Annotated in this window: 26 protein-coding genes; 24 read left to right on the top strand and 2 right to left on the bottom strand. The window is 41.5% G+C overall.

What is annotated here, in order from left to right; translation table 11 throughout:
- Window positions 1–70: 70 nt before the first annotated feature.
- Window positions 71–526 (top strand): GNAT family N-acetyltransferase, encoded by a 456-nt coding sequence (locus QQK89_RS12005; protein WP_284238804.1) that lies wholly within the window; start codon window positions 71–73, stop codon window positions 524–526.
- A 54-nt stretch (window positions 527–580) separates the two neighbouring features.
- On the opposite strand, the gene QQK89_RS12000 is transcribed toward QQK89_RS12005, so the two are convergent.
- Window positions 581–1,459 carry a LysR family transcriptional regulator gene (locus tag QQK89_RS12000; RefSeq protein WP_284238803.1) on the bottom strand — a complete coding sequence of 293 codons (879 nt, stop codon included), beginning with the start codon at window positions 1,457–1,459 and terminating at the stop codon, window positions 581–583.
- 125 nt (window positions 1,460–1,584) lie between these two features.
- Between QQK89_RS12000 and zwf the strand changes: the two genes are divergently transcribed.
- From zwf to QQK89_RS11905, 19 genes are all read left to right on the top strand, one after another.
- Complete coding sequence (gene zwf, locus QQK89_RS11995; RefSeq protein ID WP_284238802.1) at window positions 1,585–3,096, top strand: glucose-6-phosphate dehydrogenase; 1,512 nt, start codon at window positions 1,585–1,587, stop codon at window positions 3,094–3,096.
- Complete coding sequence (gene tkt / locus QQK89_RS11990) at window positions 3,074–5,065, top strand: transketolase (protein WP_284238801.1); 1,992 nt, start codon at window positions 3,074–3,076, stop codon at window positions 5,063–5,065. Before zwf ends, tkt begins: the two co-directional genes overlap by 23 nt.
- Window positions 5,066–5,090: 25 nt before the next feature.
- The gene (gene fsa / locus QQK89_RS11985) at window positions 5,091–5,759 is read left to right on the top strand and encodes a fructose-6-phosphate aldolase (protein ID WP_284238800.1); all 669 of its coding nucleotides are present in this window, start codon (window positions 5,091–5,093) and stop codon (window positions 5,757–5,759) included.
- A gap of 177 nt (window positions 5,760–5,936) precedes the next feature.
- Window positions 5,937–6,479: a hypothetical protein gene (locus tag QQK89_RS11980; RefSeq protein WP_284238799.1), complete on the top strand. Its 543-nt coding sequence runs from the start codon at window positions 5,937–5,939 to the stop codon at window positions 6,477–6,479.
- Between the two features lie 33 nt (window positions 6,480–6,512).
- Window positions 6,513–6,743: a DUF6199 family natural product biosynthesis protein gene (locus tag QQK89_RS11975; RefSeq protein WP_284238798.1), complete on the top strand. Its 231-nt coding sequence runs from the start codon at window positions 6,513–6,515 to the stop codon at window positions 6,741–6,743.
- Window positions 6,744–6,770: 27 nt separating this feature from the next.
- A complete protein-coding gene (locus QQK89_RS11970) occupies window positions 6,771–7,286 on the top strand; it encodes a GNAT family N-acetyltransferase (protein ID WP_284238797.1) in 516 nt (171 codons plus the stop codon).
- 46 nt (window positions 7,287–7,332) lie between these two features.
- Window positions 7,333–7,743 carry a hypothetical protein gene (locus QQK89_RS11965; RefSeq protein WP_284238796.1) on the top strand — a complete coding sequence of 137 codons (411 nt, stop codon included), beginning with the start codon at window positions 7,333–7,335 and terminating at the stop codon, window positions 7,741–7,743.
- Between the two features lie 394 nt (window positions 7,744–8,137).
- The gene (locus tag QQK89_RS11960; RefSeq protein WP_284238795.1) at window positions 8,138–8,572 is read left to right on the top strand and encodes a hypothetical protein; all 435 of its coding nucleotides are present in this window, start codon (window positions 8,138–8,140) and stop codon (window positions 8,570–8,572) included.
- A 69-nt stretch (window positions 8,573–8,641) separates the two neighbouring features.
- On the top strand, window positions 8,642–9,124 hold the full coding sequence (locus QQK89_RS11955; protein ID WP_284238794.1) for an NUDIX hydrolase: 483 nt from the start codon (window positions 8,642–8,644) through the stop codon (window positions 9,122–9,124).
- A 609-nt stretch (window positions 9,125–9,733) separates the two neighbouring features.
- Window positions 9,734–10,420 carry a VOC family protein gene (locus tag QQK89_RS11950; RefSeq protein ID WP_284238793.1) on the top strand — a complete coding sequence of 229 codons (687 nt, stop codon included), beginning with the start codon at window positions 9,734–9,736 and terminating at the stop codon, window positions 10,418–10,420.
- A gap of 75 nt (window positions 10,421–10,495) precedes the next feature.
- Complete coding sequence (locus tag QQK89_RS11945) at window positions 10,496–11,506, top strand: aminoglycoside phosphotransferase family protein (protein ID WP_434481664.1); 1,011 nt, start codon at window positions 10,496–10,498, stop codon at window positions 11,504–11,506.
- Between the two features lie 15 nt (window positions 11,507–11,521).
- Complete coding sequence (locus tag QQK89_RS11940; protein ID WP_284238792.1) at window positions 11,522–12,022, top strand: GNAT family N-acetyltransferase; 501 nt, start codon at window positions 11,522–11,524, stop codon at window positions 12,020–12,022.
- 22 nt (window positions 12,023–12,044) lie between these two features.
- Window positions 12,045–12,527, top strand: coding sequence for an NUDIX hydrolase (locus QQK89_RS11935; RefSeq protein ID WP_284238791.1), 483 nt, complete (start codon window positions 12,045–12,047; stop codon window positions 12,525–12,527).
- Between the two features lie 206 nt (window positions 12,528–12,733).
- Window positions 12,734–13,717, top strand: coding sequence for a phosphotransferase enzyme family protein (locus tag QQK89_RS11930; protein ID WP_284238790.1), 984 nt, complete (start codon window positions 12,734–12,736; stop codon window positions 13,715–13,717).
- Between the two features lie 111 nt (window positions 13,718–13,828).
- The gene (locus tag QQK89_RS11925; RefSeq protein ID WP_284238789.1) at window positions 13,829–14,380 is read left to right on the top strand and encodes an NADAR family protein; all 552 of its coding nucleotides are present in this window, start codon (window positions 13,829–13,831) and stop codon (window positions 14,378–14,380) included.
- Window positions 14,381–14,792: 412 nt separating this feature from the next.
- Window positions 14,793–15,314: an AAA family ATPase gene (locus QQK89_RS11920; RefSeq protein WP_284238788.1), complete on the top strand. Its 522-nt coding sequence runs from the start codon at window positions 14,793–14,795 to the stop codon at window positions 15,312–15,314.
- Window positions 15,315–15,918: 604 nt separating this feature from the next.
- Window positions 15,919–16,257, top strand: coding sequence for a hypothetical protein (locus tag QQK89_RS11915; RefSeq protein WP_284238787.1), 339 nt, complete (start codon window positions 15,919–15,921; stop codon window positions 16,255–16,257).
- A gap of 171 nt (window positions 16,258–16,428) precedes the next feature.
- On the top strand, window positions 16,429–16,863 hold the full coding sequence (locus QQK89_RS11910; protein ID WP_284238786.1) for a hypothetical protein: 435 nt from the start codon (window positions 16,429–16,431) through the stop codon (window positions 16,861–16,863).
- A gap of 74 nt (window positions 16,864–16,937) precedes the next feature.
- Window positions 16,938–17,198, top strand: coding sequence for a DUF4190 domain-containing protein (locus QQK89_RS11905; protein ID WP_284238785.1), 261 nt, complete (start codon window positions 16,938–16,940; stop codon window positions 17,196–17,198).
- A 155-nt stretch (window positions 17,199–17,353) separates the two neighbouring features.
- Here the strand turns inward: QQK89_RS11905 and QQK89_RS11900 are convergent, their stop codons facing one another.
- Window positions 17,354–18,133: an alpha/beta fold hydrolase gene (locus QQK89_RS11900; protein ID WP_284238784.1), complete on the bottom strand. Its 780-nt coding sequence runs from the start codon at window positions 18,131–18,133 to the stop codon at window positions 17,354–17,356.
- Between the two features lie 595 nt (window positions 18,134–18,728).
- Here QQK89_RS11900 and QQK89_RS11890 point away from each other — a divergent pair.
- The 4 genes from QQK89_RS11890 (at window position 18,729) to QQK89_RS11875 (ending at window position 21,817) form a co-directional block, all read left to right on the top strand.
- Window positions 18,729–19,208 (top strand): hypothetical protein, encoded by a 480-nt coding sequence (locus tag QQK89_RS11890; RefSeq protein WP_284238783.1) that lies wholly within the window; start codon window positions 18,729–18,731, stop codon window positions 19,206–19,208.
- A 91-nt stretch (window positions 19,209–19,299) separates the two neighbouring features.
- The gene (locus QQK89_RS11885) at window positions 19,300–19,713 is read left to right on the top strand and encodes a GNAT family N-acetyltransferase (protein ID WP_284238782.1); all 414 of its coding nucleotides are present in this window, start codon (window positions 19,300–19,302) and stop codon (window positions 19,711–19,713) included.
- Between the two features lie 140 nt (window positions 19,714–19,853).
- Window positions 19,854–20,120 (top strand): hypothetical protein, encoded by a 267-nt coding sequence (locus QQK89_RS11880; protein ID WP_284238781.1) that lies wholly within the window; start codon window positions 19,854–19,856, stop codon window positions 20,118–20,120.
- An 881-nt stretch (window positions 20,121–21,001) separates the two neighbouring features.
- On the top strand, window positions 21,002–21,817 hold the full coding sequence (locus QQK89_RS11875) for a hypothetical protein (RefSeq protein WP_284238780.1): 816 nt from the start codon (window positions 21,002–21,004) through the stop codon (window positions 21,815–21,817).
- Window positions 21,818–21,823: the final 6 nt, after the last annotated feature.

Below are 21,823 nucleotides of genomic sequence, written 5' to 3'. Positions count from 1 at the left end.
TGAATAAGGAGACCAAGAAAACGATTCTTGGTCTCTTGTTGTTATAAGCAGAGCGGAGGGGAGTAAGGGAATGATTCAATTAGTAAGAGGATCTGCCGACAATGAAGATTTCCAAATGCTGATCAAGCTGCTGGACGAGGATTTGTGGCGCAGATACCCGGATACGCAGCAGTTTTTTGATGTACATAACAAAGTCAAACTCGATGCGAATGCGGTTGTGGCGTATTTGGACGGCAAGCCGGTTGGTTGCGGCTGCTACAGGGAATATGGCAACGAACAAACGGTGGAGATCAAACGAATGTTTGTCCAAGAAGAAGCAAGGGGCAAAGGCATCGCGAAATCGATCGTCAAAGAGCTGGAGCAATGGGCGATTGAAGCCGGCAATATGAAGGCGCTCCTGGAAACAGGATCGGGTCAGCCAGAAGCGATAGCGCTATACAAGAAGCTCGGTTATGTGCAGATTGAGAATTATGAACCCTACATCGGTAGCGAAGAAAGCGTGTGTATGGGGAAAACGCTGATTTAACGAAGAAGGCTGTCCGGAAGTCATCATTGATGACTTCCGGACAGCCTATTAACATTAACGGACCTGCTCAAGGAACCGTTTCGCCGCACTGGACAGCGGCATATTCCGCATGTTCATCATCCCGATATGGGATGGCGGGAGCGGAATATCGAGCTGAATCTCGAATAACGAGCCTTCCGCCAATTCCTTTGCTACAAATTCGCGGGTCACATACGAGATGCCAAGTCCTCTCTTCGCAAATTCGATCAGCAGGTCCACGCTTCCGACTTCGATTTCCGGTTTGATCATATACCCGTAGCTGTTAAAAATCTCCGTTATCGTCATGCGGGCACGGCTGTTGCGGGAGAACAAAATAATGGGGTACTGCAGCAAGGTGTTGAGCGACAGTACTCGATTTTTCAAATCGTTATAAACAGCCCCCGCGACAAAACAGTCCTGCAGTTGAAAGCTCTCCTTCACCTCAAGCTGAGGATCCACGATCGGCATTCGGACAACGCCTAGATCAATCTTGCCTTCTTTTAAGAAAGTAATGACTTCTGGCGTAGTGCCATGGTTCAAATGCAGCTTGATCCCCGGATACCGTTTGATGAAATCCTCTAAAAAAGGGAGAAGATAATGTTTGAACAAGGAGTCGCTTCCCCCGATCCGAAGCTCGCCGTTGTCCAAATTTTTAAGCGCATTCATCTTCTCTTCGGCCGTATTGATCAGAATCTGGGATTGCTCGATATAGGAGTACAGAACAGTACCTTCCTGAGTCAAGGCAACACCTTTGGAATTGCGGTAAAACAGCGTCAGACCAAAGCTTTCCTCGAGTTGTTTAATGGCATGACTGACGCTTGGCTGGGTGAGGTAGAGCACCTTGGCGGCTTGGGTCAAACTGCCCGTTTTGGCAGCCCAATAAAACACTTTGTACAATTCATAGTTATTGGTCATAGACGTGGTCGATAGCTCCTGTTAAATATATTAATTACTTATATGGCTCTTAAACGTATTATAGTGGAATTACAGAAAAATAACACGGAACTTTTTAGACCGTTCTACAGGAGGGAGAAGAAACCATGGTTCCCGTAACGTTTGTATTATTTGGTGCAACCGGCGATTTAGCCAAAAGAAAAATATATCCCGCTCTATACAATTTATTTGTTGATGGCAAGCTTCCCGAAGCTTTTTCACTCATTGGTCTAGGCAGAAGAGAGTGGACAGACGAGTTCTTCCAATCGAATGTGGAGCAGTCGCTCCGTCAATTCTCCAGACGCGAGATTCAAGATCACGGCAAGATGGAATCCTTCGTACGCAAATTCCGCTATACGGCACTGGAGATTGGCCGTACAGATGATTATAAAAAGCTTCTGCAGGTTATTGAAGAAAGAGAAAGCGAACTTCAGCTTCCGCCAAACCGGCTCTTCTATCTGTCTGTTGGGCCAGAGTATTTCACGACAATCGCTTCGAATATCGCTGAAAGCGGACTTGGTTCTGCGGATGGCTGGAAGCGGCTTGTGATTGAGAAGCCATTCGGTCACGATTTGCAGTCGGCACGCGATTTGAACGAGCAGCTTAGTAAATCGTTTGCCGAAGACGAAATTTATCGCATTGACCATTACCTCGGCAAACCGATGGTTCAGAACCTGGAGGTTCTTGAGCAGGCCAACCCGATCATTCAAGCTCTGTGGAGCAACCGTTATATCGCTAACGTACAAATTACGGCAAGCGAAACAGTAGGCGTTGAAGAACGCGCGGGCTATTACGATCATGTAGGCGCCGTGCGGGATATGTTCCAGAACCATATGCTTCAAATGCTGATGATGCTGGCTATCCATCTTCCTCACAACAGCAGTCCAGAAGACGTAAGAAAACATAAGAAACAAGTGATGGAAGCCCTTGTTCCGCTCTCGAAATCGGATGTAAGCGCGAGTGTAATTCGCGGTCAATATACTTCCGGTTCGATGGGCGGCAATCCGGTGAAAGGATACCGCTCCGAACCGGGCATTGCCGCTGCTTCGATGAACGACACCTATATTGCGGCGAAGCTGCAAGTGGATGATTTCTTCTGGCGCGGAGTTCCGTTCTATATTCGGACCGGCAAACGCCTGAAGGAGAAGTCCACGCGCATTGTCGTGGAATTCAAGGAAGCTTTGAATCAACCTTCAACGGCTGCTCTCGGCGGCGCGCCAAATCTGCTGCTGATCGATATCAATCCGAATGAAGGCATTATGCTGCAGCTCAATACGAAGGAGAACGGGGAACTTAAGCCGGTGCAAATCCAGCTGCATGAGAGCAGCAAGGATATTCCCGAGGCTTACGAGAACCTGATCTTCGATGCGCTAACGGGCAATCCGACCTTCTTCGCGCATTGGGATGAAGTTGAGCTAGCTTGGTCTTGGGTACAGCCGATCCTGGATGCGTTCCGGGACAACTCGGTTCCGCTCCATTCCTATGAAGCGGGCTCGAATGGTCCGGCAGAAGCCGATGCTTTGCTTGCCGCCGACGGCTACCATTGGTGGTTCGATTCGAAGGAAGAACAACAAACAAATGGGAAGGAAGATAAGTATGCTTACCAAATTGGACATTGATCAATTATCCATCGATACGATCCGAACGTTATCGATCGATGCAATCAACGCTGCAAATTCCGGTCATCCCGGGCTGCCGATGGGGGCAGCTCCGATGGCCTACGCGCTATGGGGCAAACAGTTGTCCCACAATCCGGCGAATGCCAAATGGTTCAACCGCGACCGCTTTGTATTGTCCGCAGGCCATGGTTCTGCCTTGCTCTACAGCCTACTGCACCTGACGGGTTATCAAGTATCGATTGAGGATTTGAAGCAATTCCGCAAGCTGAACAGCAAGACTCCAGGTCATCCTGAATTTGGCCACACCGACGGCGTGGACGCTACAACCGGACCGCTGGGTCAAGGGGTTGCTAACGCGGTAGGTATGGCGATGGCTGAAGCGCATTTGGCTGCGAAGTACAATCAGGAAGGCTTCCCGGTCGTTGACCATTACACTTACGCCCTTGTTGGGGACGGCTGCTTGATGGAAGGCATCTCCTATGAAGCGATGTCGATGGCCGGCCATATGAAGCTTGGCAAATTAGTCGTACTATATGATTCGAACGAAATTTCGCTGGATGGAGATTTGAACCTGTCCTTCGGGGAAAATATCCAGAAGAGAGCGGAATCCGCTCAATGGGAATATTTGCGGGTTGAGGATGGCAATGACCTCGCTGCCATTACCAAGGCGATCTCGCAAGCGAAGCAAAATCAATCGCAGCCAACGCTGATCGAGATTCGTACTGTTATCGGGTTTGGCAGCAAAGCGGCAGGTACGAATAAAGTACATGGCGCGCCACTTGGCAAAGAAGAAGCAATCGCAACAAAAGCCGTTTACGGCTGGACATACGAAGAAGAATTTACGGTACCTGCAGAAGTTAAAGCTCATTTCGCGGAGTTGAAACTGGAAGGTGCTGCAAAGGAAGCCGCTTGGAATGAGCTGGTTGCTTCGTATAAAGCGCAATATCCGGCACAAGGCGGCGAGTTCGAGCAAGTCGTGAACGGCAAGGTTTCGCTGAATGCGGAAGAGATCTTAACTTTCGATACTTCGAAAACACTCTCTACACGCGTAGCAAGCGGCGAAGCGATTAATCATTTTGTGAAAATCGTGCCTTCGATCTTCGGCGGAAGCGCCGACCTGTCGCATTCCACGATGACGGATATTCGCGGCGAAGCCAAATTTGCAATTGATTCCTATGCCGGACGGAACGTATACTTCGGCGTTCGCGAGCATGCGATGGGAGCGGCCGGCAATGGTATGGCTTTGCATGGCGGCGTAAAACCTTTCGTCAGCACATTCTTCGTGTTCAGCGATTACCTTCGTCCGTCGATTCGCCTTGCAGCGCTGCAGAAGTTGCCTGTCACTTATGTGTTCACGCATGACTCTATTGCGGTAGGCGAAGACGGTCCTACCCATGAGCCTGTCGAGCAATTGGCTGCCTTGCGCACGATTCCCGGTCTGACGGTTATTCGTCCAACCGACGCTAACGAGACTGCAAGCGCATGGGCTTATGCCCTGCAACAGCAGGAAGGTCCTGTAGCGCTTATTCTAAGCAGACAGAACCTGCCGATCTATGAACAGACAAAAGCAAACGTGGATGCAATAGCCCAAGGCGCCTACATTCTCGAAGAAACAAATAACCAGCCGGATGTGATCCTCATTGGTACAGGCTCTGAAGTATCGCTTGCCGTTAGCGCGAAAAAAGAGCTCGAGCAAGACGGTAAATCCGTTCGCGTTGTAGCTATGCCTAGCCGCGAATTATTCGATCGTCAGCCTGAGGCTTACAAACAAAGCGTGTTGCCGGATTCGGTGACGAACCGGATTACCATCGAAGCGGGAATCTCGCTTGGATGGGATCGTTATGCCGGCAAAGACGGCAAAGTGATGTCGATCGATACATTTGGCGCTTCCGGTTCGGGCAATGACGTCCTCGAGTATTTCGGCTTCACAACCAAACATGTAGTAAGCTTGGCTAAGGAATTTAACTAATAATATTATTCGGAGGTTGTTAATTATGAAATTATTCATCGATACAGCAAACTTGGAAGATATTAAGAAAGCCTATAAAGTTGGCGTATTGTCCGGCGTTACAACAAACCCGTCCCTTGTTGCCAAAGAAGGCGTTAAGTTCGAAGACCGCATTGCTGAGATTTTGCGTGAAGTTCCTGAGGTTGAATCGGTATCTGCGGAAGTAACGCCAGATGCTCTGACTGCAGAAGAAATGATTGCGCAAGCCGACGAATTGATCAAGATTAACAACTACGATAAGAACATTACGATTAAACTTCCTATGACGCTGGCTGGCCTGGAAGCTTGCCGTTATCTTACGAAAAAAGGGGTTAAAACAAACGTAACCCTGATCTTCACGGTTAACCAAGCACTTCTTGCCGCACGTGCCGGCGCAACTTACGTATCTCCGTTCCTCGGCCGCTTGGACGATATTTCGGAAGACGGCGTTCAATTGGTTGCGAAGGTTGCGGAACTGTTCCGCATTCACAATCTGGATGCGCAAATTATTGCGGCATCTGTTCGCCATCCGGATCATGTCACCCGCGTAGCGATGGCTGGCGCACATATTGCCACCATTCCGTTCTCGGTTATTGAACAAATCTCCAAACATCCATTGACGGATCAAGGGATGGAGAAGTTTGCGGCTGACTGGAAAAAAACAACGCAGCTGTAAGAAGCAATATTAACCTCATTAATAACTAACGCAATAACTAACACGCCAATCCATTGGGATTGGCGTGTTTTTGCTGTTAGCAAAGAAATTGGATTACTCAGCGCAACAAAGGGGCTCCCATTAACGTATACATTGGTATTCCATATTTAGGGATATTAAATGGTGAGGTGTAAAATATTGAATAAATTTGGACTCGTATGTTTTACTGCGATTGTGTTATTGCTATCAGGATGTCAAGGAAAAAGCTCTAACGACGAATTATCCAAGGCTGAGAAGAATGTTGATCAACTAGCCGCGTCTTTTAAGATCTCTAAGCTCGATGGGTATGAGGTAAGTTCCGTGCAGCATACATTCCCTCCCAAGGACAAGGAAGGCAACTTTATTGGAAACAATCAAGAAGTTCTAATCACATATACCGATCATATAGGGAAGTTAGAGAAGGTTACGAAGGAGCAGCAAACTTCCGATGAGCGAGAATTTTTATACGGTCCTTATCAAGGAGAATCCGTCATTGAAATCACTCATAGCAACATGCAGAACAATTTGGATGGTGCCGAGATGATTGAAATAAGCGGGACTCAGGTACAAAAGGTGATTAGCAGCGAGCATACTTTTGAAGTGTTTAACGTTGCTAACGGTTCGATCACTATGAACTTTAACGGCATGGATGAGGATCGTATTCAAAGTATTGCTCAGCAAATCATAAATGAAAATAATTGATATGGAAGTGCGAGTTAAGATTAGGGAGGGGTTATGATGCCACCTGAAGTCAAAGCAATATCCATATTTATTACCATTTTTCTTGTACTTTGGACAGGAGCTGCTTTGTTCGCCGCCATTAAGCCCAGAACTTTTTGGAGTATAACGCAAGGCTGGAAAGCAACAAGGGAACCTTCGCCAGCCTACTTCTTATTTTCTCGAATCGGATCGGGAATTTTTGCGGCTATTGGACTTGTCATTTTAATTTCACCCTATATTCATTGAATATGAACCACGCTGCGGAGGCTTGAAATGAATATTGAACTTATACTTGTACCTTATGAAGAAAAAACCGTCCTTTATCATCTTATGCAGCTATATCGCTACGACAGCAGTGAGTTTGATGGTCATGTACTTAATCATCATGGCTTGTACTTATACAAATTTTTCGATCATCAATGGACGGACGAGTACCGGCGCCCCTATCTCGTGAAGGCAGATGGTGAGATTGCCGGTTTTGTTTTAGTTAAGCTCGATGTCCCTAAGGAATATATGCAATTAAGTACGGCTGAGAAAACGAACGTAATAAGCGAGTTTTTTATCATGAGGAAATATCGTCGTAAAGGGATTGGCAAGCATGTTGCGCGCGAGCTCTTCGAAACGTTCAGCGGACACTGGGAAGTAAGACAGACAGCCACTAACTTGCCAGCTTATACGTTCTGGAAACAGGTAATTTCCGAGGTTCAAAACAATCGTTATCAAGAAGATTTTATGAAAAATGAGACATGGAATGGTCCGGTTTTTGCTTTTGAGACGGGTATGGCCTGATTGATCAGAATCGAAGGAAGACAAGGGAAGTTTTATAGGAGGACAAATGAAACGAATTTCAGCGATTATGGTCGTCATTGTTATCATGTTTGCCGGATTTATTTATCTTCGGATCGGACCGTTATCTTCTACCCATGCATTGGATAGTCAATTAGATAACCTCATTCAAAATCATGATAAAGCTGCGATTCAGGCGCTAGCACTCGATCAAGAGACAGTAGAGTACCTTTTTGAACTGCCAAACGATTCAAAGGTAAGTCGCACTTCTGACTTTCAAGGTGGTTACAAAAACGTTAGTTACAAAGTTACTTCAGTGGGTGGTAGTAAAATTCATGTCTATATGAAAGAGGATCACAAATCCATGGTTCATAAACTTTTTCCGAGATGGACTTTATATAAGTTAACAATTGGACCTAATGGGACATTGCCTTCTATTCGTGATATTTATCCTGACTAAGGATTAATTGAAATACTTAATTGGTCAACTGGATTACTTATAGCAACTAGAAAATAAGAGGGAGGCTTTAATATGATGAAACACAATTTCCTCCGATGATCACATTTTTATAAGGAGGGATTACGTATGCCATGATATCTTTCCCCTGAACTATTCAAATTTCATTAATATATAGGGGATGATAGAGATGAACATTGCGGATAACATTCTAAAACACCATCTTCAAAATGTTTATATTATAACCGGTCAAGCCTGTGCTGGAAAAACCACTGTCAGCAAGTATCTTGCCGATAAATACGATCTAATACTATTAAACTGGGATGAACAATTCGCAACCGTATCAGGGACTTGTTGATGCCAACGTCCTGTATTTACTTCTTGGGAAGAGTACTTCATGCGACCGCCTGCACAATATTCACAATGGCTAGAGGCTACATTTAGCGAGCAAACCGAGATGGTACTTGCTCATCTCATAAAGCTGTCAGGTGCAGCGGGAGATAAAAAAATAATTGTAGATGGTTTTTTCTCATTAGATGTTTTGGAAAAGGTTTCTGAGTTTAATCGAGTCGTTTTCTTGCTCTCTTCCGAAGAAGTAGTACGGCGAGATTATTTTCATCGAGAGTGTAAACGAGATATGTACGAATGTATATTGGGACTCTCGAATCCCGATGCTGCTCTTGAAAATGTGTTCCAAACGATGTTCTATAAGCAGGAAGAGAAAGAAAAAGAAATTCTTGAAAGTAGATTTAAAGCCTTCAAGAGAGCAGGACAGAGTAACAATTTGGTTGAAGTTATTCAACAAATTGAGGAGCATTTCGGTTTTGATTAAAATTGTAATTCTGTGGTCTGGTTGTGCATCAACCAGACTTTTTTTTCGATGATTATTGGAGGAATGTTTATGTCATGGCCAACACATATTGTTGCTGTAAGCGGGATTGTGGAAAATGAACAAGGGCAAGTGCTTTTGGTGAAAACTCAACATGGCGGATGGGTGTGCCCTGGAGGGCAAGTAGAAGTAGGTGAAAACCTAATGGATGCTTTAATTAGAGAGATCAAAGAGGAAAGCGGTATTGATGTGCTGGTCTCGCATTTGATTGGAGTATTCTCGAATACCGGAGAACACAAATGGCATGATGGCGTAACGGAAGTTCCAACGAAAGTGATATTGGACTTTGTCTGCAAGCCCATTGGCGGGCAGTTATGTACGTCTGAAGAAACTTCCGAAAGCCGATGGGTCGACAAGGATCAAGTGCTGGATTTAATAACAGCCCCAGCTATTCGCGCACGCTATCAAGCCTATCTAGATTGTGACGGTACAACGAAGTATATGGATTATGTGACTAAGCCGAATTTTGAAGTGAAAGTAAATAGGAGTATTTGATCGTGGACAGGGTGACAGTGCGATTGGTGTGAAGACAGGAGGGGATAATCATAAGAATCCATATTATTGGTGGTGCCGGAAGTGGTAAGTCGTACATATCAGAACTGTTAAGTCTACAGCTCAACATTCCACACTACGATTTAGATGATATTTATTGGGACAATGAAGCTGATGTATATGGTGTGCGAGCTCCTGAGGAACTGCGTGACCAAAGGCTGAATGAGATCATCAATTATGATTCTTGGATCATTGAAGGTGTATATAGATCTTGGGTAGAAGCCAGTTTCTTAGCTGCGGATAAGATCATCATTCTAATGCCCGCACTGTCAATCCAAGAGGAAAGAATATGGAAACGATATGATGATTATGTATCGGGAGTTACCATAGGGCCAAAACGAGAGACCTTTGAAAGCGTAAGGAACCTTATTGAGTGGAATAAAAAATATAATTCGGAAAAGCTACCCCATTTCATTAAAAATTGTGAGTATAAAGAAAAGATCATTACTGTAGCAGATAATTTGGATCTTCTTGAGATCTTGAAGTAGATAGTTCCCATACAGTCATGAGTAGCAGCTGCCAGTCCTTAAAAGATTCTAAGGAGTGAACACCTTGAGAATACATAGTATCAAATTACTCACGTCCCAATTGGTTCAATTAAAAGAATTTTATACGCAGATACTTGGACTTCCGCTAACCGAGAGTACTGATGATACATTCACTGTAAAAGTAGGACGTTCTTCTTTAATTTTCGAACAAACACAAACTGCCGATGAAAACCCTTTTTATCACTTCGCTTTTGACATCCCTGAAAACAAAATAGATGAATCAATAACATGGCTTAACTCGCTAGGTATTTCGGTTAACTTGTTACCCAATAATTTCTACAAATGGTATTCCTCAACTTGGAACGCTACATCTATATATTTTGATGATCCAGCAGGTAATATTGTTGAATTTATTGCAAGGCACAGTCTTGGTAACGCGATAGAAGCTTCCATTAAAGGTACGGAACTCATTAATATAAGTGAAATCGGTCTTGTCGTTGATCATGTTAGTGATACGAAGGACTTTTTAGGCACAAACCATTCTATGATCGGGTATAAGGATAGCAATGATTCATTTGCTGCGGTAGGTGACGAAGACGGCTTATTTATTCTGTCTGCCAATCAAAGAGTCTGGCTTGGTTCAGATAAGAAGGCTGCTATTTTTAGAACAGAAATTTCTGTTGAAGGAACTTATGAAGGAGTATTTGATATCGAACAATACCCGTATAAGCTTTCCGTTGTTAATAATTAAGGAGACGATTCATTGATGAATAGTAGTGAGATCCGAACAGCGCTATTAATTTAATAGACGCGGAACATAGAAAGGATGATAGAAATAACTATTGAAATCGTGACCTTAAGATTTGCATTAAGCCAAATGTTCAACACGGAGATCATTGCCGCCGATTACCAAACTTTGCTGTTGCAGGGCGGAACGGTGGGAACTGTGAATCTGGTAACAGGGATCGCTGAATCTGCGAACGGAGAAAAAATGCCGTATCGCATAGTGCAAAAAGTCCAAAACAAGTGGGAGCGTTATGGCGATCCGGGTTCATGGCGTCGGGAATATGATCTTTATACATCGGAATTAGGAGCAACGTTCTCGGAATCCTTCCGCTGGCCGAACTGTTATTACGCGGAAATTAATGCCGAAGAAAATGAATGCCAGCTGTGGCTGGAATATATCGATGGCGTATCTGGATTAGACTTGACCGGTAACATGTATGAAAAGGCTGCGCTGGAGCTAGGGCGCTATCAGGGTAAACTTTTTGTAGAGCAGCCCGCTGTGTTGCAGAACTTGACCAACCTGAGTCAGGCGGATTTCATAAAGAATAATTATTTCCATTACCGATCTTGGCCGGTCGTCTACGATTATATACGATCGAAAGACTGTGAATTTCCCCAGCATTTGCAGCAGATGCTTATCGACATCGACCTGCAAGCTGAAGAGATATTCGCCCGTATTGAGAAATTGCCTCTCGTGTTATGCCACCGAGACTTTTGGGTAACCAACATTATTTATGCTGACGGGAAAATCGCGCTCATCGACTGGGATACGACAGGACGGGGCTACATGGGTGAGGATCTTGCAAGCTTAATTGCGGATGAAGCGGACATCAATCATATGGTCGAATACTACCAGCGATGCGTCCCCGCGTATTATAAAGGCTTTTCGGAGCATGTGGATGTCTCCCATATTGCCGATGATTGTGTCTATGAGATGATCCTTCTCATCTTCGGCTATAAGCTTGTGGAAAGGTATCTCTATTCAGCAGCGGATGAAAGTAAGAAGGAATGTGTTCAGACGCTGCAAAAAATTTATGAAATGAAGATCTAACCTGCAGAAAATTGAATGGTTTGCAAAGTATTTATCGGGGAGGTGCCCAAACTGAATGAGTTTATTATAATCACAAAAGTAAAGCAATTAGATATATATGATTTAACACAATTGGTTGATGAGAGTACTAGTGAAGGATTTCGTCATCTCAAACGATTGGTAGGCGACTATGAAGCTGGAACAAATAAATTCGATATGGCAGGGGAAGCGCTCTTTCTCGCTATAAAACACGGAGAAATTGTTGGGGTTTGCGGATTGAATCAAGGCCTTCATGCAAATAGCAGTAAGGTTGGTCGTGTTCGTCGATTGTATGTCTCCCCTAATGCTCGTCGATTTGGGGTAGGACGGATGCTCATGAATTCGGTTATCGCAGAAGCTAGAAATCACTATCAAATGCTTGTATTAAAGACTGATAATCCGGTTGCTGATTTATTTTATCGCTCCATAGGATTTTTGGATAAGGCTGATTCGGAAATAGACACGCATTTTCTCGAGTTGTCGTCACTGAAGAAATAATGATTAAGAGGAGTGAACTAAATTGCAGTACAGAGCTTGTTCTCTTTGCATTATAAAAAAAGGAGAATCAATATTACTGGAACAGTTCCCAGAAGAAGACGGAATCATTACATTCCGCCCCGTTGGAGGCACCATTGAGTATGGGGAAGATAGTAAATCAGCTGTAATACGAGAAGCAAAAGAGGAAATTAGTATCGACATTATTGAACCGAAATTGATCGGGATTATCGAACATATCTTTCACTGTTATGGAGAACTTGGACATGAATTTGATTTTATTTATGAAGCAAAATTTAGTCTTATGGAAGATTATAACAAGAGTGAAATAAAAGGGATCGAGGGGAACAAAAACTTTATAGTGGTTTGGAAGAATATAAACGATTTTGAGGAAAGTAACCGATACAAACTTGTTCCTGACGGACTTTATGAGATGCTTACAAGTAGAAATACATCCGATATTAAACATATTAGCACAAAAGATTTATTGGCTTTTGAAGGGACTTGATTAGCGTAAGAACGATAGGAAAACAACTGCTTAATAAACAATAGAGGCTGCCGAAACCGGCAGCCTCGTGTTCTATCAAAGGGAAAATAACTTCGAGATCAATTATTAGTCTAACTGAGTGAAAAAGATAAGTCTATAACTTTATTGGGAATTCATGTAAAGTAGGTTATGACCTGGCCGGGAAACATTGAGTGTGGAGGGTTAACATGGCATCTCCTGAGATTTTATCTAGAGCAGCTTTATCCTTTGGATTTGATGTAGGAACCTTAGCGTTTATTAGTGATTCCACAAATGAAGTGTACCGATTCTTGAAAAACGATTCGCCTTATATCTTACGTTTATCTGAAAAGCCATTAGAGTACGCGAACAACATTAAAGCGGAAGTTCATTGGGTGCGTTATTTGGCCGAGAACGGAATAAAAGCTTCGCTGCCAATTACAACAACGGATGGACAATTAACCGCCGTATACAACGAGAATGAGAAATGGGTTATTGCGACAGCCTTTCAGATGGCACCAGGGGTCTTCTTTGACAGAGAGCCGCAAATGTGGTGCCCTTCTTTGTTTAATCAATGGGGAGAATTAATGGGAAAGATTCATCGACTCACGAAATCTTACCATTCTGGTGATCCAAATTTAAGAAGAGCGGAGTGGGGACCAGCAAAAATCGATAACCCTCACTTGCAGGAAGGGAATTATCGGATTCTTCTTGATAGATTACAGTCCTTTGAAAGCAAGATTTCATCACTCCCCAAAGACCAGCAATCGTATGGACTAATCCATTATGATTTTCATCCATATAATTTCCATATAGAACAAGGGGAGCTTACAGTTTTTGATTTCGACGACGCGATATACGGTTGGTTTGCAATGGATATTGGAGTCGCAGCTACCCATGCAGTCTGGTGGGGTTCACCAAAGCAGGATCGGGAATCGAAAAGTGAATTCGCAAAACAGTTTTTGAATGAGTTTCTTTCGGGCTACTTCAAGCAAAATAACCTTGACACGTTCTGGGTCCAACAGATTCCTTTGTTTATGGAGTACAGAAATATAAGTTCCTTCTTCTGGTGGTTAGGCGATTGGGACGGTGATGAAGGACAGCTGTCAGAATTTCAGAGAAGTGCTATCGTCAACGCTGTGGCACTTATTCAAAGAGACCTGCCTTTTGATGGGTGTGATATCCAATTATAAATGGAATTATAGGAGAAACTCTGCGTTTTGACAAAGTATATTCACCAGTCGAGGCGCTGGCTTAGAGATGAAGGATTTTGTAAACCTATTTCAATAGGAAGGAGGTATATCATGTACTATTCTCTGAAAGATCTACAACATGCTTATGAAGCGGGAGAAAAAGTGGAATTCCTGTTCTTCTGGGGACACACACCTTCAGCAGATGGTCATATTAACGCCAGTTGTTTAAGCCAATGGTGGGGTAGCAAATTTACAGTTGAAAACGAGCAGTATAGTTTCGCGGAGCAGTTTATGATGGCCGAAAAAGCTAGGCTGTTTGGAGATAAAGAAATGCTCGAGGCAATCATGAATTCGAAGCATCCTAAAGAGATGAAAGCATACGGGCGTGCAATAAAAGGCTTCAATAGTGAGGTTTGGGAAAGCAATTGTTATGATATCGTGCTTCGAGGCAATCTAGCTAAGTTCGAGCAAAATCAGGAACTGTTGGACTTTTTGAAGTCTAATAATAATTGCGTATTTGTTGAGGCTAGTCCAGTGGATCGAGTATGGGGGATTGGTCTCGCACAAAATCATCCAAATTCGATGAATCCAATATTGTGGGAAGGAAAGAACCTGCTAGGATTTGCATTGACTGAAGTCCGAGATCGGTTAAATAAAGATTAAGCTAAGAGGTGTGTTAGTTTTGAAAAGAGGCTTAAATTTATACTTGACTGTTCCAATATATGGATTATAATAATTACAAATAGTTGAATGGTGGGATAAGTGCAGTGATGATGATGGTGTTTCTGACGGAAATTAAAGGTTAATCTAACCTAATTGCACATGAGCGTGATCTAAGCACTCTACTTATTGTTGTAGGGAAGCTTTGATATGTCGTTGTTCATGTACTCCGTTATGAATCTAATCATCATTACTGCTTTCGTATGAAATGCACTAGGGCGGCGTCAGCCGTTTCTTCTTAGGCATATCTACGGAATAAGAAGCAGTGGGTGAACGATTGTTCATCCACTGCTTTTCTATTTCCATTCACTATTTTATTCTCTAAATATTACATTCGCGAAAAGGTGGACTATATATGGGCTATGAACAAAACTCTCTAATGGAGAAAAAAATACCACTATTTATTGTGACAGGGTCAAGTGGTTCTGGAAAAACTTTTGTTATCGATGAGCTTCGAAAAGTATTACCTCAATTCAATATCTTTGATATCGATAATCTCCGCGAAGTCGGCATTTCTGACGAACAACAAATAAGAAACGTATGGCTTAGGATTGCACGAAATACTGCTGAAAGTGGACGGATGACAATAATATGTGGAACAGCAATGCCATGGGATATTGAAAAATGTGTAGATTACGCGTATTTCAAACATGTGTATTATCTAAATTTACACTGTAATGATGAAATCCGTGAGAAGCGACTACGTGAAAGAAAATGGCCAGAAGAAATGATTCAGGACTATAAGGAATTTGCAAAATGGTTAGTTGATAATGCAGATGAAAAATATAGCCCGCCAATGCCTATAGTCGATACTACGGTTGCCGATGTAACTGTTGTAGCAAATCAAATTAAAGAATGGGTACTTCAATACGCATAATCTTAGATTCAAAATTTATCTGTAGTCGTCGTTTTATCTAAGAATCATTGAGCTCTACTGAGAGACGAAAGTGCACCAACACGACAGCAGCCGGCGTTATACGTTTTTGTTTAGCACTCTTATGTTAGTATGATAACAGGATTATTAATGTAAAAAGTGGGGAAGCAATAAGTGCCTAAAGTGACAAGACGAACGTATACGCCTGAAGAATTCATTAAACTATTGTTTTATAAGAAGGTATGTCCTCAATGTAATGGACAATTGATAAAAAAATATCATGATATAATATTGGAGAAAGATAAGTTTAAAATAGGTGGATCAACTTACCATGGTGCTGATTTATATCAACGAACGTATTATTTTTATTGTGTTGGCTGCAATTTAGATATCAGCATTCTAGATTTACAACAACGTCCAGGATGGTTTTTCTGGTATCGTTAGTCCGAAATGTAGTAAATAAGGGAAATACTGATTGAACACACTAGGAGCAGTTTCGCCACAACGGCAGCTGTTCCTTTTTTATTAAGTTAAACGGACAGTTTAAAGTAACTTTTCAGAAATTTTTGCGTCATTAATAAAAATGGAAATTAACTGGAGGGATAGTTTGAGAAAGATTACTTTAGTACTTTTTTTAGTATTAACCTTGACGAGTTGTGGTTTAATTGAATCGAAGCATGAAACCCCTATTGAAATGATAGCATATGGTGCTCTCTCCGATGAAGAAGCTAATTTAATACCTGTAAGCCCCAAAGATTCTATTGTAAATAAAGTAACCGTGAATGACGAGATAAATGCTGTAATAAATAAAAACTATAGTAAGAAAGAAGTCTACTCCGTGACTTTTAATCACACTGAAACTAATTCTTCGGGGAACCTTATAGTGTTTATAGATTTGGATAAAAAAACAGTTGTCGGCAAGAATTCAACTAACAAGGAACGATAGTGCGGCATCTGATGATGGATCAACTGTCGAAGGGGACTTGTACATGTCATCAAAGTTAATGAGAGTAGGCACTATATATTTACCGGTAACAATCCCTAAATTAAGAGCGAGCCTGTCATTCATGTAAAACCACGTACATAATTCTTTATTCTCATCAGAAAGGGGAGCTCTATGAAATATCAGAAATACTTCTTCATTTTTATCCTACTGATTACTATCCAGACTGTTATTAGTGGCTGCACCGAGAACAATCTTAATAGTGAAAATCCAACAATTACTAAAGAATTCCTACTGAAAAACGCAAAAGTCGGTATGACGGAATCTGAAATCACTCGATTATTTGGGCATGAAGCTTTTAGAGAATTTGGTGACGGTAGCTTTGTATGGATTTTTGACAAAGTAAAAAATGACTTTATTTATAAACCAGATCTGCAAAAGGTGGCTTTTGAAGACATTAAGAAGGGGAATATAGAATATCAGCTTTACATCAATGTAATTAATAACAAAGCAATTATGTTTTCTTATTTTTATAAGGGTGATAATAATGAGATTTGGAATTTTGAAATACATTCAGATGGATCAGTAAATGATGCACAAGCAAGTTGATGAGCTGTCGTTCGCTTAACTAAAGGGCTGTGAAGTTCCAATATGTGGTACTATTGTCTATGAGGTGATTTCATTTGAGCAAGACAAATAATAAATCAATTGTAGCCTTAATACTTGGTATTTTGTCCTTATTGGTAACAGGTGTAGGCTTTGTTTTAGGTATAATTGCAATTGTATTTGCAAAAAAAGCATTGAACGAAATTAAAGTATCTGGAGAGCAAGGTAATGGTTTCGCTACGGCAGGCTTGGTGTGCGGAATTATTGGGACCGTGATGTATGGACTAGTAATACTATGGTTTGTTTTTGTTATTTCTACCTTTTCTTTTGGTCCATAAAATGTGGATTAAATGCCTAAAGGGATTATATTAACCTAACTGGAGACTATAGCTTAACCAAAGCAAAAAGCAGCCGGCATTTCGGCTGCTTTTTATTGAACGAAAGGGCAGATTTCCCCAATCATAGGGCATGATGGTGCGGCTAATCCGAATCGTTATGCAAAAGAAGATAATAATTGGTTGAATCTATCGCGTTCCTCTAAAAAAGCGCAATGACCGCTGTATTGGAATGGAACCAGCTTCGAATTTCTGATCAATTTATTGGTTTCCTCAGCTTGGGTAAACGGAACGACTTTATCATGAATTCCGTGAATAATTAATGTGGGTACATCGATCTGACCGAGATCGTTGTAAACATTTTCATCTCTAAGTGTGACCATAATGGCAGAAGTCGCCCAATTCGCCGCTTGCAATCCCATTGAAACAAACCAATCGGATTTCGGTTCGGAAACATACTGAAAGAAAAAATTTCTCGTCTGGTCTTGCAGCATTTGCGGTCGGTCATGATTTGTATCTTCGATGATTTTATTTGTAAATTCTTTTGGAACGCTAGATGGAGAGGCAGCGTCGATCAGGACGAGTTTGGATACCCCATACCCTTTGTAACGAGCCATATAACGAATTGATATCGCACCTCCGGTAGAGTGTCCTGCCAGTGTTATGTTTTTTAATTGCAACGCCTCGATGACCATGCGGACATCATCGGCTAATCTATCGAAATTGTATCCGTCGAATGGTTTATCTGAATTGCCGTATCCTCTCCAGTCCATTCCGATACAACGATATCCGAGCTTAGGTAGGACATTGAACTGATATTCGAACTGATTATGATTTAGCGGCCATCCATGAATAAAAAGTATCGTTTTATTTCCCTTCGGATTGATGTCCTCTATAAATACTTTTACTCCCGGTTCCACAGTAACGAAATATCCCAAGTGTATCGCCTCATTTTATAAAATGTACTTCCCCAGTAAGATATTCGACCTAGGCTAGGTGAGTGCCTAATCCGGGATCAAAATGGGTTTAGATAATACGCAGAGATTTCTGAGGAATAGCTTGAGTTGAATGGTACAAGACGGCTTTAATAATACATAAAATTTGTTCTGTACCCTCATTCATGCTACATGTTACCATATTACCGTTATCCGAAAATTTACCAATACCGGGGGCTTAGAAAGGAAGCCATGGAAAAAATCATGGAATTTATCCGCACCTTTCCGGCTGGTTCTGCACAATATTGCTGGATTTGTTATAAGTCTGATAATGTGGCCGCCAAGAAGCTTTATGAAAGCTTCGGCTTTCGTAACAACGGAGAGACTTTGGGAGATGAGTTAGTAACCGTATTGCGACTCTGACTTTTACTGGTTGGAGTTGGAACTGGAACAATTCAGTCATATCAACAATTCTTATGAAGAAGATCATAAGCCAACTTGCATTAAATCCTTGAACTGGCCCCGTCTCATTTAGCATAAGGAAATAAAAGGGATTGATGTGATCAGCACATATGTACTGTTTGAAGGGAGTGGTGTAATGAACTTTAAAAAAGCAGGGTTGATAAGTGGGATTGTCGCGAATGTCATTGTAGCTGTCATTCTTCTCAATCAAAAACAGCAGCAGTCAAAAGATGAAATTCAAGCAGAGAGTCCGGTGTATGAGACGATAAATTCAAGTGACATTGTCGATTACAATATGAGCAAATGGGTGGCTGAAGGCGCTACTGCCATGCAAGAGGACATCAGTTTATCGCAGCAACAAGTAAATCAGTTGATTCAATGGTTGAACTCTAGTTCAGGAACCACAGTCACGGCGATTGACCGGGTTGACCCACAAATTAGCGCTGGCATCGCTATTGAATTAAAGAATGACCGAGAAATTCGCATTCAATATGCTAAAACCGAGGTCTACGTAACACGAAACGATCTGTTCAAGGAGGGCAAACTAACCTACTACAAGGTTGATGATCCAAAAATAGCTGGATTTTTTGATACAATCATAAAAGTAAAAAGCTAGGCTATTAGAGCATCTGCGAACGTAGTTAAGAAAACAAAAAAATGGAAGTTGATCCAGATTGAAATAAAATATTGAAAAGGAAGTAAACAAAATGAATCCTACATATATTGTGAATCAGCTATCAGAAAAGCATTTTCAAGATTTATTGAACTTATACAGTGAAAGGTCATGGACAAAGACAAGAACTTCTGATGAAGTTCGAGCAATGATAGATAACTCATATATATTTGGTTTATGTGATTCTGAATCAGATCAACTAATAGGATTTACGAGAGTTGTGACTGACTACGTATTCCGAGCAACAATATACGACGTTATCGTTATGGAACGATTTCAAGGGAAAGGTTTTGGAAGATTGCTTCTCCAAACGGTCGTAAACAGTACATTAATAAAGAGTATCGAACGAGTTGATTTATATTGCGAAGATAATAAAGTAGTTTTCTACGAAAAATGGGGGTTTGAAAAAGTTCCAGCAACCACCAATTACATGAGGTTAATTAAGTAAGCACATTATACAATTAATTAAAATGATAAAGCTGCAGCAGAACATGGATCCGCTGCAGCTTTTGTTGAAGTAAATGACAGGACAGTTTATTCTCATCTCAAATACTTCAACAATAGCACTCTTTATTTGGGGGATAACGGATGAACTCAAAAATATTTTTCTTAATAGGTACTTTATTCATTTTATGTAGCGGAGTAATGTACTCGATCGAAAGATTTAGTAGACAAATAATGTTTGGTGAAATTCAGAATGGTTTTGCAACTCATGATGGCTCTATTGCTACAGATGTTGTAACTATACAACTGGATGACAATGTAATGGTTATTCCTTTTCTTATTATAGGAATTGCTTTAATTCTAATTAGCTTCACTCTGATTATTTTGTACCATTTTAAAAACCAAAAATAGTATTAAGCTGTCTGGGAATGATAGTTCAAAAACTAACGCTGCTTCCCTTTATTAAAGATAGTAAATCAGGGATAGATCCCTTATCAGACAATGCCCTTCTTTGGTGGTCGTGGTTAAACAATACAAAAGGCATAGAATTTTAGCTCAATAAAGATATTACGGCAGCTCACAATCGATGAGCTGCCGTTTTCTCAACTAAAGGGTGTGTAGTTCAACATTTTCTTACACCTTGCTTTGGCGAAGTGATAGACTGTAATTAATTAGAACATGAAGTGAGGATCTTTATGATAGCCGAGATGATCTGTATTCTTTGGGGACTTCTTTTCGTTGTTTTCCCAAGAAGAATATGGTATGTCAGTCAATTTATGATTCGTATAAAAGAAGGCAAATTGGTTTTCGAATCTGAACCAGCTAATTCATTCGCAGTATGGGTCAATCGCATTATGGGAGGATTCTTAGTTATCGTTGGTTTGTTTTTGCTATTCAGCGGAGAACGTTAGCTCTATACAAAAGTACGGAAGCTGGACTTCAAGTCAGCTGCCGTTTCATTAACGTTTGGGACAGTTTATTTGCAAGATAATCATGGACTCTGTGCAACTTTTGTACACCTTATATGTATTAATTTTAAACGAGTTTATTTTGCACAAGGAGATGGGAGAGAAATGGTTTTTATTAAAATCTTGTCGTTTGCAGGAGCTATTGCTCTGTCAATCTATGTCTACTATCTGTACGATAAGGCGTTCAAAGGTAAGAATGAAAAGCCAAAAAAGTAAGGCTGAGGTTCAGCAGCCTTTACCAACATGACTTAGCAGCCGGCTTAAAAAGTGCGACTGCTTTTTTTATTGGCAATTGGGTAGGACTGAACGATTAGGAGGAATTTCATGCAAAAAGATTGTAAATTAATCTTGGTTGAAGGTTTATGCGGCACTGGAAAATCAACACTTGCCGAAAGGCTGCATCACTACCTGATACAACAAGGCAAGAAGTCTCTTTTTTATGATGAAGGCGCTGAAGGGCATCCGGTGAGTTTAAACTGGCATGCTTTTTTTCGAGAAGAGGAATATGGTGAACTTTTGAAACGTTATCCGAACAAAGCTAATGAGATCAGTGTACGAGCCATAAATGATGGTAGTAATTATCTAATACCTTATCGTGGAGTCAAGGAGTTCAGTGAACCAAGTGGACTCTATGAAGAGCTGAAATCCCGTGAGTTATGTTGGACGGATACGCCTATAGCCACGTTGTCAGAATTTACAAATTTGATTCAACGGCATTGGGCTCGTTTCTCCGATCATGCCAACCTTACCGATACCGTTTATGTACTTGAAGCGGTGTTTTTTCAGCATCAAATTCATGATTTGCTAAGGCACTATCAAACCCCCGATAGCCAAATTGCTCAGCATATTCAAGGAATCGCTGGTCTAATTGCTGCTATGAATCCGATCTTTATCTATTTAACCCAACCTAGCGTGCGCGACCAGCAAGTTTGGATTTCATCCATCCGTTCCAAGCCTCACTTCGCTACGGAACAAAATATTAAATTTATGGAAAACCGCAAGCGAATCGAAATGAAGTTGCTTGATACGCTACATTTTCCAACCCATATAATTGAGAATTTGCACCTAGACTGGGAAGATGTCTTCAGTAAAATGGTATGCTCAATAGATGACCGAGAGGAGCAAACATTAGCTCACTAGAGACGT

This window comes from Paenibacillus glycanilyticus (assembly GCF_030161375.1).
Taxonomy (GTDB): domain Bacteria; phylum Bacillota; class Bacilli; order Paenibacillales; family Paenibacillaceae; genus Pristimantibacillus; species Pristimantibacillus glycanilyticus_B.
Note: the sequence above shows the minus strand (reverse complement) of the source record. Positions and strands in the feature narration are given on the sequence as shown.

What these genes read in the sequence shown, in the direction of transcription:
- QQK89_RS11920 (WP_284238788.1), top strand. Translation starts at nt 14,793, where the DNA reads ATGGGCTATGAACAAAACTCTCTAATGGAGAAAAAAATACCACTATTT.
- QQK89_RS11925 (WP_284238789.1), top strand. Translation starts at nt 13,829, where the DNA reads ATGTACTATTCTCTGAAAGATCTACAACATGCTTATGAAGCGGGAGAA.
- QQK89_RS11955 (WP_284238794.1), top strand. Translation starts at nt 8,642, where the DNA reads ATGTCATGGCCAACACATATTGTTGCTGTAAGCGGGATTGTGGAAAAT.
- QQK89_RS11965 (WP_284238796.1), top strand. Translation starts at nt 7,333, where the DNA reads ATGAAACGAATTTCAGCGATTATGGTCGTCATTGTTATCATGTTTGCC.
- QQK89_RS11960 (WP_284238795.1), top strand. Translation starts at nt 8,138, where the DNA reads ATGCGACCGCCTGCACAATATTCACAATGGCTAGAGGCTACATTTAGC.
- QQK89_RS11970 (WP_284238797.1), top strand. Translation starts at nt 6,771, where the DNA reads ATGAATATTGAACTTATACTTGTACCTTATGAAGAAAAAACCGTCCTT.
- QQK89_RS12000 (WP_284238803.1), bottom strand. Translation starts at nt 1,459, where the DNA reads ATGACCAATAACTATGAATTGTACAAAGTGTTTTATTGGGCTGCCAAA.
- QQK89_RS11880 (WP_284238781.1), top strand. Translation starts at nt 19,854, where the DNA reads ATGAACTCAAAAATATTTTTCTTAATAGGTACTTTATTCATTTTATGT.
- tkt (WP_284238801.1), top strand. Translation starts at nt 3,074, where the DNA reads ATGCTTACCAAATTGGACATTGATCAATTATCCATCGATACGATCCGA.
- QQK89_RS11885 (WP_284238782.1), top strand. Translation starts at nt 19,300, where the DNA reads ATGAATCCTACATATATTGTGAATCAGCTATCAGAAAAGCATTTTCAA.
- QQK89_RS11945 (WP_434481664.1), top strand. Translation starts at nt 10,496, where the DNA reads ATGATAGAAATAACTATTGAAATCGTGACCTTAAGATTTGCATTAAGC.
- QQK89_RS11875 (WP_284238780.1), top strand. Translation starts at nt 21,002, where the DNA reads ATGCAAAAAGATTGTAAATTAATCTTGGTTGAAGGTTTATGCGGCACT.
- QQK89_RS11975 (WP_284238798.1), top strand. Translation starts at nt 6,513, where the DNA reads ATGATGCCACCTGAAGTCAAAGCAATATCCATATTTATTACCATTTTT.
- fsa (WP_284238800.1), top strand. Translation starts at nt 5,091, where the DNA reads ATGAAATTATTCATCGATACAGCAAACTTGGAAGATATTAAGAAAGCC.
- zwf (WP_284238802.1), top strand. Translation starts at nt 1,585, where the DNA reads ATGGTTCCCGTAACGTTTGTATTATTTGGTGCAACCGGCGATTTAGCC.
- QQK89_RS11890 (WP_284238783.1), top strand. Translation starts at nt 18,729, where the DNA reads ATGAACTTTAAAAAAGCAGGGTTGATAAGTGGGATTGTCGCGAATGTC.
- QQK89_RS11940 (WP_284238792.1), top strand. Translation starts at nt 11,522, where the DNA reads ATGGTTTGCAAAGTATTTATCGGGGAGGTGCCCAAACTGAATGAGTTT.
- QQK89_RS11930 (WP_284238790.1), top strand. Translation starts at nt 12,734, where the DNA reads ATGGCATCTCCTGAGATTTTATCTAGAGCAGCTTTATCCTTTGGATTT.
- QQK89_RS12005 (WP_284238804.1), top strand. Translation starts at nt 71, where the DNA reads ATGATTCAATTAGTAAGAGGATCTGCCGACAATGAAGATTTCCAAATG.
- QQK89_RS11910 (WP_284238786.1), top strand. Translation starts at nt 16,429, where the DNA reads ATGAAATATCAGAAATACTTCTTCATTTTTATCCTACTGATTACTATC.